Origin of the sequence: Allofrancisella guangzhouensis (genome assembly GCF_000815225.1) — a bacterium.
GTDB lineage: Bacteria > Pseudomonadota > Gammaproteobacteria > Francisellales > Francisellaceae > Francisella > Francisella guangzhouensis.
Genome location: NZ_CP010427.1, coordinates 693,424 through 708,532 on the forward strand (window position 1 = coordinate 693,424; position 15,109 = coordinate 708,532).

Sequence of the window (15,109 nt, forward strand, 5' to 3'; positions counted from 1 at the left end):
ATATTAATGCAAACTTTAACAAAAGAAAAACAACTACTTGCTAAAAATACTTTGGATTCATTTTATGAGGCGATACAGAGAAAACAGAAAGTTATTCCTTTTGATGCTAACTTTTATTTTACTAAAGGAGAGCCAGGTAGAGTTACTGGTTACCTTCTCAGAGAGGTAGCGTTAGAAGAAGAGGTGGTTCATTGGTTAAACTCAAGGGTGAAATTTCAACAAGTTATGCAACGTTATAAGAAATATGATTATAGGTTGGCTTCTTTAGATTGGCCAGCACACTTTGCAACAAGGTTTATTAATGTTACAGGTCAAGCAGCAACTAACTGTGAAAACATTTTCATGTTTTTCCCTGAAGTCTTGGGGTTAAAAACAGATAATTTAGAAGATTATTTTGGTTTTGAATTTATTGATATGTGGGTTTCTGTATTTGATGAAATTATTTTCCCATGTATGCGTAGAGTGTTTGATAAAGATTCACAGTTTGAACTTTATGCAACCTTACGGCCAATGCTAGAAAAAACTATCTATTTGGCCTCTGTATTTCATGAAATTGGACACCGGTGTGGTTATTGGAAAGTTTCTTCTACTGTTGATTCTAGAATATCAATTAATAAATTTCATACCGATGTATTAGGAGAGTTAGCTACAGATACTCTCTTAGTTAACTTTTTACCTGAATTTCGAGAGCTTCAATATTTTATTTTTTTACAACGTTTGTTTTGGTTCGGAAGGTTTGGATTTAAAGATAATCCTAGAAATGGAAAATTAAATAACGATAATGATACTTGGATAGGAGCTTACCTATGGAATCAATATATTGAAAAATCGGTTTTAACACAAAACTCTGATGAAACTTGGAACGTAGATTTTAACAAATTGGGAACTGTCTTTTCTAGTATCCTTGATGATATTGATAAATTAGGAGAAGTACTAATCCTTAATAGCAAAGGTTTACATGATGAGTTAGTGTATCAGTGGATGATTAATAGGGTCATTTTGAAAAATAATAAATTTTGCTATTCATCAACGATGAAAGATGCTTTAAAACACTGCATTAACGTTGCTGAAAAGCCTTTAAATAAGTATCAATAGAATAAGAGGTTAGCTATGCAACAAAATTTTAAGAACCTAATTACTGCTATTGGCGAAAATCCTAATCGTAATGGATTGATAGGTACACCTCAACGTGCGGCAAAAGCGTTTAGTTTTTTAACTCGAGGTTATCAACAATCTTTAAAAGAAGTAATTAATGGTGCACTATTTGAATCTAGTATTGATGAAATGGTAGTAATTGACAATATAGAGTTTTTTTCTTTATGTGAACATCACTTGTTACCTTTTACTGGTATATGTCACATTGCTTATCTACCAACAGGTAAAGTTTTAGGTTTATCAAAATTTGCTAGAATCGTTGATATGTTTGCCCAGCGTCTACAGATTCAAGAGCAGCTTACCGAAGAGATAGCGACTGCAATCCAAGATATTACTGGTGCTAGAGGAGTAGGAGTGGTTATAGAAGCTAAGCATTTTTGTATGATGATGAGAGGTGTTAGAAAACAAAATTCTATTATGAAAACATCAGTAATGTTAGGAGAGTTTAAAGCTTCACATTCGACTCGTAGCGAATTTTTAGCTTTAAGTATGAAGTAATATAGTGTAGTTAAGTAATGCTAAGATTAATTTTATTATAAATTATGAAGCCAGTTGCTATTAGATTCTAACTTGTAAATAGGAGAACATTGGATAATCACTATTATAATGGGTATTGAAAGTTTACAACGAGGCGCTAGAGCCAATGAGGCAACAGCAGTTTTTATATAAAAAATATTTTCAAAATGGTATGTAGTGAGGAGGAAAGAGTTGTTTAATAATAAAAAGAAAGTAGTAGTGGTTGTTGATGCTTATTCAACTGGCAAATATTTACCTCCTGAAATTATAAAACGAGGATACTCATGGATACATGTAAAAAGTCGCAGTAATCTGCCCATTTTTATGACGTATGGAGTTAAACATCAGTCGCATCTATTAGAAATAATCTATGAAGGCGATTTATCAACTATTATTAATCAAATAAGTTTATATGAAATAGTAGCTATCATAGCAGGTACTGAAACTGCAGTTGAATTAACGGATCAGCTTGCTTATGCTTTAAGTTTGCCTGGTAATAGTCCTAAAACAAGTTTTTTAAGGCGCAACAAGTACCAAATGATAGAGGCAATTAAAAAGGCAGGTCTAAATACTGCAAACCAAATTGCTACTAGTAGTTTAAAAGATCTAATATGCTGGTATCAAATGAATTTTGTAATGAATGAAATGGTAGTTATTAAGCCATTAAATAGTGCTGGTACGGATCATGTAATGTTTTGTTCTTCTGTTGAAGAAATAAAGCAAGCAGCAAAAAAAATATTGGGGGAAATTAATAAATTAGGTTTATTAAATCAACTTGTTTTAGGTCAATCATTTCTCATTGGTGATGAATATGTGGTTAATACAGTTAGTATGGATGGAAAACATCATTTAACCGATATTTGGCAGTGCTATAAACAGCGTGTACAAGGTGCTGGATTTGTTCCTGGTTGTGAAGTTTTACTATCTTCACAAGGCGAACGGCAGAAGCAATTAAAAGAATACGCTTTTAAAGCACTAAAAGCTTTAGGCTTTAGCCAAGGTCCAGCCCATTTTGAAATTATGTTTACTGAAGGAGGTCCGACTATTATTGAAGTTGGTGCACGTGTTCAAGGGGGAGTGAATCCAAAGGTTCATTTAGAATGTATAGGAAGTAGTCAATTAATTAAAACTATTGATAGTTATATTGATCCTAAAAAATTTTTGTCCTATTATAAGGAGGATTATTTATTAAGTAAATATTCCCGTTGGGCTGATTTGATTGTTCCTAGAGGTGGAATTATTCGATCCTTTACTCTTTTAGATGAAGTTAAACAGCTCCCTAGTTTTTATAGTGCTAATGTATCTGTTGAACCAGGTGATTATCTACCTAAGACAGTGGATCTTTATACATCTCCTGGGAGCATTTATTTGGTTAATGAAGATCCAGAGTTGCTTAAAAATGACTATTTGGTTTTAAGAGAATTAGAGAAGCAAAGCTATGAATTCATTACAGAATAAAGAAGCTCAATCCTATATTGCTGCACTTATTGCAGTCTTAATTTGGGGTATGTTTCCTACTTTAGTTAAAAGTACTTTGCAATTTGCTTCTGTAGAGCAACTACTTGTATTAAGATTTTTAGTTGCTTCACTCTTGTTTTTGCCTATGTTCAATACAGTATTTAATAAACTACTTGTTATAGAAAAAAGATATTTAGCTTTATTCGTTATTTTTACGATAGCTGTTTTTTTTAGTCAGACTTATGTCTTAAGTCAAGTTCCTGCTAGCTGGTATGTAGCTGTATTCACTTTAGCTCCAATTATTTTTTTATTGGTTTATCGCGAAACACTTAATTTATTTGGGAAGATAGGAGTTACATTAGCAATTATAGGAATGGGGTTATTTTTTACCTCCATGAATGACCATACTGATATGAATTTTTTAACTATGATATTGTTAATAATAAGTATGCTATCTTGGGTTGGCTATAGTATTTTTGCTAGAAAATTACATAGTCAGTTAAATGACCGAGAAATTGTAGCCTTAACTAGTTTTGTTGGTTTTGGCTCGAGTTTTGTTTTTTGGGGTACAAAGGGTTTTGTTTGGGAGGATTTATCTTTATCTATACTAGGATTGTGTGTCCTTACAGGGGTGGTATTACCGTTAGCTTTGGTTCTTTATTCTTTTTCACTTAGAATTAAGCCTATTTTTGCGATGTTTTCACAATATTTGGAGCCTATTTTTGGTTTACTTGCGGCAGCCTTATTTTTAGGAGAGGTGATGGGCGCAATTCAGTATTTGGCTGCAATAGTTATTATTATTGGAACTTTATTTGTTGGAATAAGCTCCAGACAAAAAAAATGATTATATATTTGAAAACTTATATATACATGGTGCCGTTGTAAATATAGTTATTTTAATTTTAGTAAACTTTGAGAGTACAATCTAAGTTATGAAAGAAAAGCAAGTTGATGTGATAGACAAAGAGTGGCTTGCACAACCTTTTATAAAAAGTGATCTATGTAGTTTAGAGGGTTTTGTTATTAATAATAAAGTGAATTATATAGGCTTATCAATGAGATCAAGAGTAGGATGTACAGAGTCACAGAATATTTTTCCAGCTGAAAGTGAAGTAAGTACTGAGACTTATGTTTTGCTAACTAAAGCATTAGAAAAGTTGGTTGAAAGATCTAATTACAATAAGGGGTATTTTCATTGTGAGTTTTTAGTACATAATAAGAAAATATACTTAATTGATGCTAATTTTGGACGTGTTGGAGGCGGGTGTATAGCTTTACAAATAGCAGCATCTATAGGAAGAAATGTAGAAGAAGTGTATGCACATGTTTTAGCAGTAACATTTTTGTTAACAGATAAGGTTGATGAAACTCTTTATACAAGAAATAAAATAAAAACTTTATCAATTTTATATGGGATAGATCAAGAGGCTAAATTTATTGATCTTTTAAGAAAAAAACCTTATGGAAAAACTCAACATATTCAGTTAGTTAGGCAAGGAGCTATTCTTCAACCAGTAGGGGTAAATAATCGTTCTTGGATTGGAATATTAATAGGGGAGCCAGATATTGTTCTAGAGGAAATAAAATTTATTTTAATAGAGACAAATAAAGGAACCTTAAAACCAGTTTTCTAAAAGAGAATGTTATATGAAAAGTAAATCACCTTCTATATATATTATTACTTTGCTATTATTTTGCATGTCAGCTTTATCCGGTATCTCTTCTGATATTTATATTGCTGCTTTTCCGGATATAAGTAGTTTTTTTAAGGTTTCAGAAAGTTTAATAAAATCGACATTATCTTTGTTTTTTATAGGGTTAGGTCTTTCACAAATTATTTATGGACCATTGTCAGATGCTTTTGGAAGAAAAAAAATTATTCTATTAGGATCTATTATATTTTTTTTAGGTACTATACTTTGCATTTTTAGTAAAAATTTTAATGTTTTTTTATGCGGTCGTTTTATTCAAGGTATAGGTGTAGGTGCTATGGTTTGTATATCCAGAGCAATTACAAAAGATATGTTTAAAGATAAATTGTTGGTTAAAGCATTATCATATATAGGTATGGGACTAGCTATTATGCCGGCTATTTCACCAGTATTAGGTTCATATATACAATATTATATCGGATGGAAATATGAGTTTATATTTATGCTTTTATATTCATTATTTTTACAGTTGGCAGTTACGTTTTTTATTCCGGAAACTAATGAAAACAAACATATAAAGCCTATGAAGACTATTATAAAAGAATATTTTATAATTCTATCTGATCATATATTTTTAATAAATGTTATTATAGCTAGTTTTATTATATCTATGATATATATTTTTTATTCGCTAAGTTCTTTTTATTTTCAGAAATATTACTATTGGAGTGAGATAGAATATAGCCAAGTTGCGATATTAATAGCAATGTCACTTTTATTAGGGCGTAAAGTAAATATTTATTTGATTTCGTTGATCAGTGGAAACCAAATAATTTTTTTTGGCAGTATCGTGGCATTAGCTAGTTCTATATCTACATTTATACTTTTTTATATTGGTTTTAATACTATACTTATAGTTCTGATTTCAATTTGTTTATATTCTATTTCGGGAGGTATTATATTTTCAAATACGTTTGTTGGTGCCACAAATAGGTATACAAAAACAGCTGGTTTAGCAAGTGCTATGTATGGTGTTATGCAAATGACTATTGTGTTTTTTCTAATAACGACATCATCAATGTTAGATTCATTAAATAATGTAACTACTATTTTCGTTTTTCTAATTCTCTTTTCATTATTGTCTACAATCATGAGTTCTTTTTTAATTAAAAAGAAGATGTAATTAACTAAGGAATATTTATGGAAATAAATTTTAAAGATACTGATTTACCTATATCTAATTTAGTTAGAAGTCAAGAAATGCCGTTTATTGCAACTTTAGATAAAGAAGCTGCTGGATTGAGTAAACAAAATAAGAATATAATTAAATTATCTGGAGGAGCTCCATCTCATTATCCAAAAGAGTTATTTTCTATTATAGAAGAATTAGGTTCAAATTATGATTGTACCATTTTGAATTATTCACCTATAGATGGCTATGAAAACTTAAGAAGCTTATTAGCAACATTAGTATCTGATAGATATCATGAGAAATACACAAATAAGAATGTTTTAGTTTGTTCTGGAGGATGTTCGGGGTTATTCCTCGTATTGAAAACTCTTTTAAATTCGAACGAAAAAGTGTTAATACCTTCACCTTGCTGGGAATATTTACCTAGAATAGTAGAAAATTGTGGTGGAGCTTCTGTCAGGATTGATATTTCTCAAGATATTAATTGGGAGGATTTTATAAAAGAAATAGATCAACGTATAAAAAATGGTATAAAAATAGTTTGTATGAATTCACCTCTTAATCCTACAGGAAAGGTAATCCCTATAAGCGTCAAAAATGAGATTATTAAGTTGTGTCAAAGAAATAAAGTTTGGTACGTTTCTGATGATGTGACTATAGATTTTTGTTATAACAATGAAGATAATTGTTATATAAATAATTCTGACTATTTTATTTCGATAAATTCTTTTTCAAAAAATCTGGGTATTACTGGATTTAGATTTGGCTTTATATTAGCAAATATAAAAATAATTGAGCAGGTTAAAAAGTCTCAGCTTTACACATGTATGTATCCTAATAGTCTTATACAAAAAATTGTTGAAAAATATTTGAGTAAACATCTTCTTAGTTATTATGATTATATTAAAAAAGTTAACTTATCATATAGTAGCAAGGCAAAGACCTATTTTAATATTTTATCTAAGAATAAAAACTTAATTTTAAACCCTATAGAGGGAGGCTTATTTTTTTTTCCTAAAATACAAGATGGCTATTACTTAGATTATAAAAAATTACTAAATGAATATTTTATCACTGTTGCTCCAGGTCAAGCATTTGGTTTGAATATGGAAAATCATTTTAGAATGTTTATTGGAGTAGATGAGAAAGATTTTCTTAAAGCAAGTAGAGCTCTAGAGAAAGTAATTTATAAAAATGCTGTTTAATAAATGCAACTCGATTTAGTATGCATTAAGGTATCAATCGTGGGATGACATGGAAAAAGTTTTAAAAAATGTCCTAAAGAGAAATATAAAACAAATATAAGTTAAAGAGCTGTATAAAAAATTTGGAAATGAACTATTAATAGACCATTATAACAATAGATGCTTCAGGATCATTCAGATTATTAGTAGTAATGATCGAAACAAAATTTGGTAGATCAAAACAATCTTATAGTTTAAATATCCATAAGATCTAAATTACCCAGAAATTGTATAAGTGTAAGGGGAAGGGACAATGGAAGGTATAAAAAACATAAAGATTATTGACGTAACACTCAGAGATGGTGGATATAGAGTTAACTTCAATTTTCCTGATAGCTTAATTAATATGGTGGTAAAAAAGCTTTCTCTAGCTGGGATAGATTATATAGAAGTAGGCTATAGAAATGGATCTTTCAAGAAGATTAATAACATAGGGAAATGTGGACTTGGAAGTGATCATTATATTAAGCGAGTAAGAGAAGTATCTCAATTAGCTAAATTGGTAATGATGTATCATCCTAGAAATGTTGATATATCAGAATTAGAAAGAATGAAAGATAATGGGATTGATTTTTTAAGATGTTGTGTTCCTATCGATAACCCGGGAAATTCAATCGAATATATAAAAGAAAGCAACCGTCTGGGTATTAAAAATTGTGTTAATTTGACTCGTATAAGTCAACATAATATAAATGATATTTTATTTTTTATAGAAAAGCTAAAAAAAGAAAATGTTGAATTGGTGTATTTAGCAGATTCTAATGGAAGTTTGCTACCTACTCAAATATCTAAACTTGTTAGTAGTGTAATTAAAAATATAGATGTAGAAATAGGGTTTCATCCACATAATAACCTTAATTTAGCGATTGCTAATTCAATATCAGCACTAGCAGCTGGGGCAACGTATTTTGACACCTCTATTAGGGGTATGGGTAAAGGTTCAGGAAATTTACAGATAGAGTATTGGATAGCATATTTAATAAAACATGGGTTATTTAAATATGATCTTGGGCCTATATTAGAGCTAGCAGATTATTTTTCTGAAAACGTAGAAAAATCAAATTTAGTATTTTCCTCATCAGATATTATAGCTGCAGCATTAAACTTCTCAGCTGACCAAAGAAAGGCGCTTGTAGGGTATGACTACTCTAATTTTCAGAATAAATATAGAGAATCAAATTTAGTTATGCAGAGGAAAATATATGAAAAAAGTAGCTGTCCTAGGACCTATATTAGCTAGATGGAAAGACCATGTTTATCTCATGAAACCATTTGATGAATTACCAAACCAAGAATTAAAGTTTAAAGCAATAGATCCCTTAACTTTTTGTTATGGTTGTGATTCATTGGGCCAAGCAAAAAATAATTTTTTAGATTGGTTAAAGCTAAATAAGAATGAGTATGATATTTTTATGGGCTTTGCTTTGGGTGGAACACTTATTCAAACTGTGTTTGATGATGGAATTCTTGATGATAAAAAAGTTGTATTGTTTTCTTCACCATCTATTGCTGATGAAGGGCTAAAATCCAAGCTAGGGGAAATATTAGAATATTTGTATAAAGCCGACTTAACTAAAGCATTGATAGCTAAAGAAAAAATAGTAGCTAATTTAGATGATTATGATATTGAGTATGAATTAAGTGAAGTAGAGGAAAAAGAAGCTATTGAACGTATGCAATTAGGATTGAATTTGATATTACAAGCCAATTTATCGATTTTAGAAAAAGTGCCAAAAAATACTAAGGTATATATTGGTGAGAAATCTCAATTGGCAACTCCTAATAACGTTAAATTACCTGCAAATAAAATGGTAATTGTACCAAATGCAAGTATGAGATTATTTCAAGATAATCTTGATTTTATGCTGAATGAATTAGAAAAAACGATAAAGGAGTGGCGTTGTGAATAACTCTTTGAAGAAAATAGCGATATTGCCTGGAGATGGGGTGGGTCAGGACGTAATTTTTGCGACTATGCCTGTGTTTGAAGCATTATCATTAGATTTTGACTTTAGTTATGGAGACGTGGGGTGGGAATGTTGGAGAAAGGAGGGTAATCCTGTTCCTCAGAAAACCTGGGAAATCATAAACAACTGTGATGCCACATTATTAGGAGCAATTACAAGTAAACCATATCAAGAAGCTGTATTAGAGCTACCAAATAATTTAATTGATGACCCTCCTATATATGTTTCTCCAGTTATTCAGCTTAGACAGAATTTAGATCTTTTTGCTAATGTTAGACCTATATCTAATATAAATGACAGAGCTATCGATTTTAATTTAGCTGTAATAAGAGAAAACACAGAGGGATTATATTCAGGGTTAGACTATGGGTATTTACCTGATGAGATTAAGTCTATAGTGTCTAGTACTAGTAGATGGCAAAATGTAAATTCTAATGAGGCCTGTGCTACATTGAGGCTACAAACTAAATTCGGATTAGAAAGGTTATTTAAATTTGCTTTTGAGCATGCTAGAAAGTATGGCTTTAACAAAGTTACTTTGGCAGATAAACCAAATGTAATGAGACATAGTTCACATTTTGTGAAGACTATTTTTGATAAGATTTCATCAGGTTATAAAGGTATAGCGGCTGAAATTTTAAATGTTGATGCTGTTGGCTTATGGTTAGTTCGTCGACCAGAAAATTTTGGTGTAATAGTTGCTGAAAATATGTTTGGGGATATTCTTTCAGACGTTGGAGCAGCTGTTATGGGAGGATTAGGTTTTGCTCCAAGTGGTAATTATGGTAGTAAAGGCGCTTATTTTGAGCCTGTACATGGAAGTGCTCCTAGATTATCAGGAAAAAATATAGCAAACCCCTGCGCTATGTTCTTGACTATAGCCATGTTACTAGATAGCTATAATTATACAGCAGAATCAGAAAAAATTAGAAAAGCTATAAAAGAGGTAATAAAAGAGGGTAAGTACTTAACTTATGATATGGGAGGTAATACATCTACTAAAGAAATGGCTAATAGAATAATTAACTTGGTAGACTCTCCTTTAGAGAGCAAAGTTATTTCACTTATTTCAACAGGTTCTGAATTAGTCAATGGTGATAAGCTAGATACAAATGCGCAATATTTTTCTCAGAAGATCATATCTTTAGGAGGTAATGTCAAAGGACATCAGTTAGTTTCTGATAATCAAAGAGATATTAAGTTAGCAATTGAATTTAGCTTAAATAGTAATGATTGCATAATAATTACAGGAGGATTGGGTCCAACTTCTGATGATAAGACAAGACAAGCTGTAGCAGGTGCAACTGGTAAGGAGTTAGTTTTTGATGAAAAAAGTTGGAAACTTGTTTGTGATAGATTAAAAAGATTTAATATTTCAGTGCATGATGGAAATAAGCAGCAAGCATTTTTCCCCAAAGATTCAGAAATACTAGAAAATTTAAATGGAACTGCAGCTGGATGCAAAGTTAATGTTAATAACAAGGTTGTTTTTATGTTACCTGGACCACCTAGTGAAAACCAACCAATGTTTGAAAAATATGTAATACCATATTTAGAAGATCAGAAGTTTTTAGTAGAGAAAAAAAATCTTACATGGAAATTATTAGGAGTTATTGAGGCAGATATAGCAGATGATATTGATAAAATAGTTTCAGGATCTGAAGTAGATGTCGCATACAGATGGAGCTATCCATATATTGATGTAAAACTTTCTTATCCAGCGTCAAAAGAATTCCAATTGCAAAATACTATAAGTAAAGTTAATAGGCATCTAGCTAAATATACAGTTTCTAATGATGGGAGAGATAGTAAAACCAGATTAATAGATTTTATAAGTAAAAATAACTTAAGTATTAAAATAACAGATTATCTGACAAATGGAGAGTTAGGTAAGCTAGTAGCACCATATATTAGTGACGTAGCTGACGAATTGGAAAAAATTATTTCTATTGAAATGAAAGGTTTAGAAGAATTTAAGCAGAAGCTCCCTTATAACGGTTCGACTACTCTTGAATGTAATACTAAGTCTCACAGTCTAAATTATTATAATAAACTAGAAATTGCTTATAGAGGCCCAGAAGTTGAAAAATATGCATTACATTTCGCATGTTCCAGTATCTTATCGTCTCTAGAAAAAATAATGGGAGTAAATAATGAAGCTTGATCAGATTAAATATGAATTTTCTAAACTATCAACATCCGCTATTTCAGATGCCTTAGACAGTTTAGGTCTTAAGGATAGAGTTACCGGATTTAGTAGCAGGAGCTCAAATGATACTTTAATAGGTTTTGCTTATACAGTTAAATATGATCTTTTAGATGAGGATAAAGACTTTCAGAATGCTTTTCAAAATGCTGGCAATTATATAGATAATGTAGCAGAAGAAGAGATAATATTAATAGATAATGCAGCAAGAGATTGGTGTACAACATGGGGAGGAATACTAACTAAATTTTCAATATTAAAGAAAATTGGCGGAGCCGTTATTTATGGTGCAGTTAGAGATATAGAAGAAATAGAAAGTTCAAACTTACCAGTTTATAGCAGTCATGTCTTTATGGCTTCTGGAAAAAACCGTGTTAAAAAGGTGGCTGAGAAGTGTTGTGTAAAAATTGGGAATGTTTTGGTTAGCCATGGAGATCTTATTTTTGGCGATAAAAATGGAATTCTTTTTATACCTAAGGATAAGATAGAAGATGTTTGTAAAAGAGCAAAGCATATCGAGGAAACAGAAAAGAAAATCATAGAAGCTATAGAATTGGGAATGAGTCTATCAGAAGCTAGATCTAAATTTAACTATGCACGACCATGGAACCCATAAAATGCTGAATGTGAATTTTATTGATATACATTATCACGCATCTCCAGATTTGTTTTTAAGAAGAGAGAATCCAATTTCAGCTGGAAAGAAATATCAAGAGTTGGGTGGGGCAGTAGTTTTGAAGAGCCATTTAGGGTCAACAGTCCAGGCAGCTGAAATTGCCAGAGCACAAGGTTTGCCAGTGCTACCATCAGTAGTTTTGAATGATATTGCAGGAGGATTAAGTAGAAAAACTGTTTTACACGCTTTATCAGAATATACATGTTTTGATAAGTTACGAATACTTGTTCATCTACCTACTTTAAAAAAAACGCAACATGAAAGTAAGTTAATAAGATCATATAGTAATCAATGGGCTGAAAAATACGCATCAAAACCATCTTCTATTTGTATTGATAATACATTAAAAGATGAAGTAATTGATATATTAAAGATGAGTAAAGACTATCCAATAGTAGTTACAAGCGGGCATGCAAGTAAAGATGAAGTGCTACTATTGTTAGAAGAGTGTGCAAAATTAAATATTGATAGATTTATGCTCAATCAACCTGCAAATCCTATGACTGGGTTAACAGTTAAAGAACTATCAGTTCTATCAGATCAATATGAGTTTTTATGGATTGAGCAGTGTGCTTTGACCTATGCATTAAAATACCAATCGTGGGATGACATGGAAAAGGTCTTAAAAAATGTTCCAAGAGTAATATATAGTTCAGACTTTGGACAAAAATCTCAACCAAGTATTGCTGACTGGTATCTAAAATCAAAAGAGTGGTTTGAGAGTATGAAGTTAAGTAAAAAACGGATTAAAGATATTACTCTTAATAATCCACTGGAAATGTTAAAAGTTTAAGGTAAAAATGTGTTATGAAAAATAATCTATTTTTTTTATTTATTATAGGTCTAATGTGTGCAATAGGCTTAATAGCAACAGATATTTATATACCGGTTATGCCACAGCTTGGTAATTATTTTGAAACTTCTCAGCAGCCGTTACAGTTGACTTTAAGTGTATATTTATTTGGTTTGGCTGTATCGCAATTAATTTATGGTCCATTAAGTGATAGATACGGTAGAAAACCTATTATATTAATGGGTATGTCAATTTTTGTTATTGGTACATTTTTATGTATGTTATCAGTTTCTATTAACATGTTTATTGCTTCAAGGCTACTACAAGCTATAGGAGCAAGCTCAGGTATGGTTATAGGCAGAGCAATTGTGAGCGATACTTACACAAAGCAGGAATCAGCAAGAATTTTTACAGTTATATTTCCAATAGTTGGCATGTCTCCAGCTATATCTCCAGTAATCGGAGGATTAATAGCAAGCATTACAAATTGGAGGATTATTTTTGCTTTTGTAGTAGTACTTTCTTGTATATTGTTTGTTATGATAATTTTATTTTTACATGAAACAAAATCTCAAGAAAATAGGGTAGCTATTCATCCTAAAATTATATTTGGATATTATAAGGAATTATTTTTTTGTAAAAATTTTTGGGCTTATACCTCGATAGTATGCTTTGCATATATTGCTTATTTTGGTTATATAGCAGAATCACCATTCTTATTTCACCAATTTAAGTATACGACTACAGAAATTAGTTTTTTCTACGTTTCACTATCACTTAGTTATTTATTTGGAAATCAAGTAGCAAAACGTTTACTATCGTTTATGTGTATAGATAGGACTATTTTTATAGGGTACGGCTTTTTTGGATTGGGTGGAATAATGTTTATTATACTTAACCACGCGGTAGGCTTTACTCCTATTGATTTAATATTACCAGCGACAATATTAACATTTGGGAATGGTTTTTTACTTCCTTTAGGAACAGCAGGCCTTGTGAGTAGTTTTGAAAAAATTTCAGGATATGCTTCGGGGCTAATGGGAGCTATACAATTAAGTAGCGCTGGCTTGTCAGTTTATTTCGTAGGCATATTAAGTAAGACAAATATAACAGCCTTTACAATATATATGTTAATTACTACTTTTACAGGCTTTGGTTTATTTTTATTCTTGGTTCCAGTTCTCTCTAAATTTAAAAAGGTGGCTTAATTTGTCTATAGGGTTACTTGACCATTCCAGCTTGCAACAGCCCCATAAAGTTGCATTATCTTTTTCTAGTCATTCTTTATTAGCCTTTGCGATTCTTTAAATAATCGTATTACTGTAATAACTTTTTATTTTAAGATCAGATGTTGCTATGGGATAATTATAATACTTAGCGTATGCTACTATTAGCCTATCAGCTGGATCTTTATGGTCCCATTCAAGACGCACTGCTTCCAACCATAAATCAGTATCTATATCTACAATTTCAAATATTTTTGAGAGTTCAGAATATAATTCATTAACATCTAATGAGGACAAAGAGTTATAGCTCTTTCTGGTTAAGCATTCTAACTCAGCAAATGATATTGATAGAATTACCGCACCATGGTTTTCTATATATGATAGTAAACCATCACTAACTTGGTGCTTAGTGTCTAATTCATCCGATAAAAATAAATAAGCTATAGCGCATGTATCTAAAATAATTGGTTTTCTCAACATGCTTATATATCCATCGGTGGTAATACTGTTTCTGTGATACTGTTACAATTCAGCTTACCCTTAAATTTATTTCTTATTTTATTTATAGCTTCCATTCTAGCTTCTTTTTGTGAATTAACAGCAGAAAGTACACATTCTTCTTTACCTCTATTAGTTACAATAATTTTATCAGTAGTATTTTTAACTAATGAGACATATTTAGATACATTATGACAAAACTCTCTTTTTGAAACTTCTATACTCATGTCTTTAGGCCCTTTTTTATATTGTTATAACATAATAACATGGTGGAAAACAATATCAAAGATATAAATAATTATAGTTTGTAGAATTAGCATTCTGCTTACGTGTTTGCGAAAACAACAAGTTAAAACTTTATGTTTCACAAAGTTGTAAATTGACTTGAATAATAGACCTAAAAAATGTTTAAATTATTTAACTCCTAATAGGACACATTACGGAATCAATATATGCATTGAGAATACAATCTAGCAAAACAATAAAACAGGTATGTGTAAATTTTGTATATACCACAAAAATAAAT

Annotated in this window: 15 protein-coding genes; 13 read left to right on the forward strand and 2 right to left on the reverse strand. The window is 30.7% G+C overall.

Annotation, left to right across the window (positions count from 1 at the left end):
• The first annotated feature begins 6 nt into the window (after positions 1-6).
• The 13 genes from SD28_RS03260 to SD28_RS03320 all read left to right on the forward strand — a co-directional run bounded on the left by SD28_RS03260 (position 7) and on the right by SD28_RS03320 (position 14,067).
• A complete protein-coding gene (locus SD28_RS03260) occupies positions 7-1,095 on the forward strand; it encodes a hypothetical protein (RefSeq protein WP_039124065.1) in 1,089 nt (362 codons plus the stop codon).
• A gap of 15 nt (positions 1,096-1,110) precedes the next feature.
• A complete protein-coding gene (gene folE / locus SD28_RS03265; protein ID WP_039124067.1) occupies positions 1,111-1,653 on the forward strand; it encodes a GTP cyclohydrolase I FolE in 543 nt (180 codons plus the stop codon).
• A 210-nt stretch (positions 1,654-1,863) separates the two neighbouring features.
• On the forward strand, positions 1,864-3,129 hold the full coding sequence (locus tag SD28_RS03270; protein ID WP_039124070.1) for an ATP-grasp domain-containing protein: 1,266 nt from the start codon (positions 1,864-1,866) through the stop codon (positions 3,127-3,129).
• On the forward strand, positions 3,110-3,973 hold the full coding sequence (locus tag SD28_RS03275) for a DMT family transporter (RefSeq protein ID WP_039124072.1): 864 nt from the start codon (positions 3,110-3,112) through the stop codon (positions 3,971-3,973). Before SD28_RS03270 ends, SD28_RS03275 begins: the two co-directional genes overlap by 20 nt.
• Before the next feature lie 88 nt (positions 3,974-4,061).
• Positions 4,062-4,763: a hypothetical protein gene (locus SD28_RS03280; RefSeq protein WP_039124074.1), complete on the forward strand. Its 702-nt coding sequence runs from the start codon at positions 4,062-4,064 to the stop codon at positions 4,761-4,763.
• Between the two features lie 13 nt (positions 4,764-4,776).
• A complete protein-coding gene (locus SD28_RS03285; protein ID WP_039124077.1) occupies positions 4,777-5,964 on the forward strand; it encodes a multidrug effflux MFS transporter in 1,188 nt (395 codons plus the stop codon).
• Positions 5,965-5,981: 17 nt separating this feature from the next.
• A complete protein-coding gene (locus SD28_RS03290; RefSeq protein WP_039124080.1) occupies positions 5,982-7,178 on the forward strand; it encodes a pyridoxal phosphate-dependent aminotransferase in 1,197 nt (398 codons plus the stop codon).
• A gap of 292 nt (positions 7,179-7,470) precedes the next feature.
• Entirely contained in the window at positions 7,471-8,457 is a 987-nt protein-coding gene (locus SD28_RS03295) for a beta/alpha barrel domain-containing protein (RefSeq protein ID WP_052251869.1), read from the forward strand.
• Complete coding sequence (locus SD28_RS03300) at positions 8,420-9,127, forward strand: hypothetical protein (protein ID WP_039124081.1); 708 nt, start codon at positions 8,420-8,422, stop codon at positions 9,125-9,127. Before SD28_RS03295 ends, SD28_RS03300 begins: the two co-directional genes overlap by 38 nt.
• The gene (locus tag SD28_RS03305; RefSeq protein WP_052251870.1) at positions 9,120-11,348 is read left to right on the forward strand and encodes an isocitrate/isopropylmalate family dehydrogenase; all 2,229 of its coding nucleotides are present in this window, start codon (positions 9,120-9,122) and stop codon (positions 11,346-11,348) included. Before SD28_RS03300 ends, SD28_RS03305 begins: the two co-directional genes overlap by 8 nt.
• Positions 11,338-12,006, forward strand: a complete 669-nt coding sequence (locus tag SD28_RS03310; RefSeq protein WP_039124082.1) for an RraA family protein — start codon at positions 11,338-11,340, stop codon at positions 12,004-12,006. The genes SD28_RS03305 and SD28_RS03310 overlap by 11 nt, the downstream gene beginning before the upstream one ends.
• A 1-nt stretch (position 12,007) precedes the next feature.
• On the forward strand, positions 12,008-12,859 hold the full coding sequence (locus SD28_RS03315) for a DUF6282 family protein (protein WP_039124083.1): 852 nt from the start codon (positions 12,008-12,010) through the stop codon (positions 12,857-12,859).
• 14 nt (positions 12,860-12,873) lie between these two features.
• Positions 12,874-14,067 (forward strand): multidrug effflux MFS transporter, encoded by a 1,194-nt coding sequence (locus tag SD28_RS03320; protein ID WP_039124084.1) that lies wholly within the window; start codon positions 12,874-12,876, stop codon positions 14,065-14,067.
• Positions 14,068-14,163: 96 nt separating this feature from the next.
• Here SD28_RS03320 and SD28_RS07785 read toward each other — a convergent pair whose 3' ends face one another.
• Positions 14,164-14,565, reverse strand: coding sequence for a type II toxin-antitoxin system VapC family toxin (locus SD28_RS07785; protein WP_052251871.1), 402 nt, complete (start codon positions 14,563-14,565; stop codon positions 14,164-14,166).
• Positions 14,566-14,567: 2 nt separating this feature from the next.
• Positions 14,568-14,810 (reverse strand): hypothetical protein, encoded by a 243-nt coding sequence (locus SD28_RS03330; protein WP_039124085.1) that lies wholly within the window; start codon positions 14,808-14,810, stop codon positions 14,568-14,570.
• Between the last annotated feature and the right edge of the window lie 299 nt (positions 14,811-15,109).

Excerpts from the sequence above, each read along its gene's own strand:
- SD28_RS03260 (WP_039124065.1), top strand. The coding sequence starts at position 7 with ATGCAAACTTTAACAAAAGAAAAACAACTACTTGCTAAAAATACTTTG.
- folE (WP_039124067.1), top strand. The coding sequence starts at position 1,111 with ATGCAACAAAATTTTAAGAACCTAATTACTGCTATTGGCGAAAATCCT.
- SD28_RS03275 (WP_039124072.1), top strand. The coding sequence starts at position 3,110 with ATGAATTCATTACAGAATAAAGAAGCTCAATCCTATATTGCTGCACTT.
- SD28_RS03280 (WP_039124074.1), top strand. The coding sequence starts at position 4,062 with ATGAAAGAAAAGCAAGTTGATGTGATAGACAAAGAGTGGCTTGCACAA.
- SD28_RS03285 (WP_039124077.1), top strand. The coding sequence starts at position 4,777 with ATGAAAAGTAAATCACCTTCTATATATATTATTACTTTGCTATTATTT.
- SD28_RS03290 (WP_039124080.1), top strand. The coding sequence starts at position 5,982 with ATGGAAATAAATTTTAAAGATACTGATTTACCTATATCTAATTTAGTT.
- SD28_RS03295 (WP_052251869.1), top strand. The coding sequence starts at position 7,471 with ATGGAAGGTATAAAAAACATAAAGATTATTGACGTAACACTCAGAGAT.
- SD28_RS03300 (WP_039124081.1), top strand. The coding sequence starts at position 8,420 with ATGAAAAAAGTAGCTGTCCTAGGACCTATATTAGCTAGATGGAAAGAC.
- SD28_RS03310 (WP_039124082.1), top strand. The coding sequence starts at position 11,338 with ATGAAGCTTGATCAGATTAAATATGAATTTTCTAAACTATCAACATCC.
- SD28_RS03315 (WP_039124083.1), top strand. The coding sequence starts at position 12,008 with ATGCTGAATGTGAATTTTATTGATATACATTATCACGCATCTCCAGAT.
- SD28_RS03320 (WP_039124084.1), top strand. The coding sequence starts at position 12,874 with ATGAAAAATAATCTATTTTTTTTATTTATTATAGGTCTAATGTGTGCA.
- SD28_RS07785 (WP_052251871.1), bottom strand. The coding sequence starts at position 14,565 with ATGTTGAGAAAACCAATTATTTTAGATACATGCGCTATAGCTTATTTA.
- SD28_RS03330 (WP_039124085.1), bottom strand. The coding sequence starts at position 14,810 with ATGAGTATAGAAGTTTCAAAAAGAGAGTTTTGTCATAATGTATCTAAA.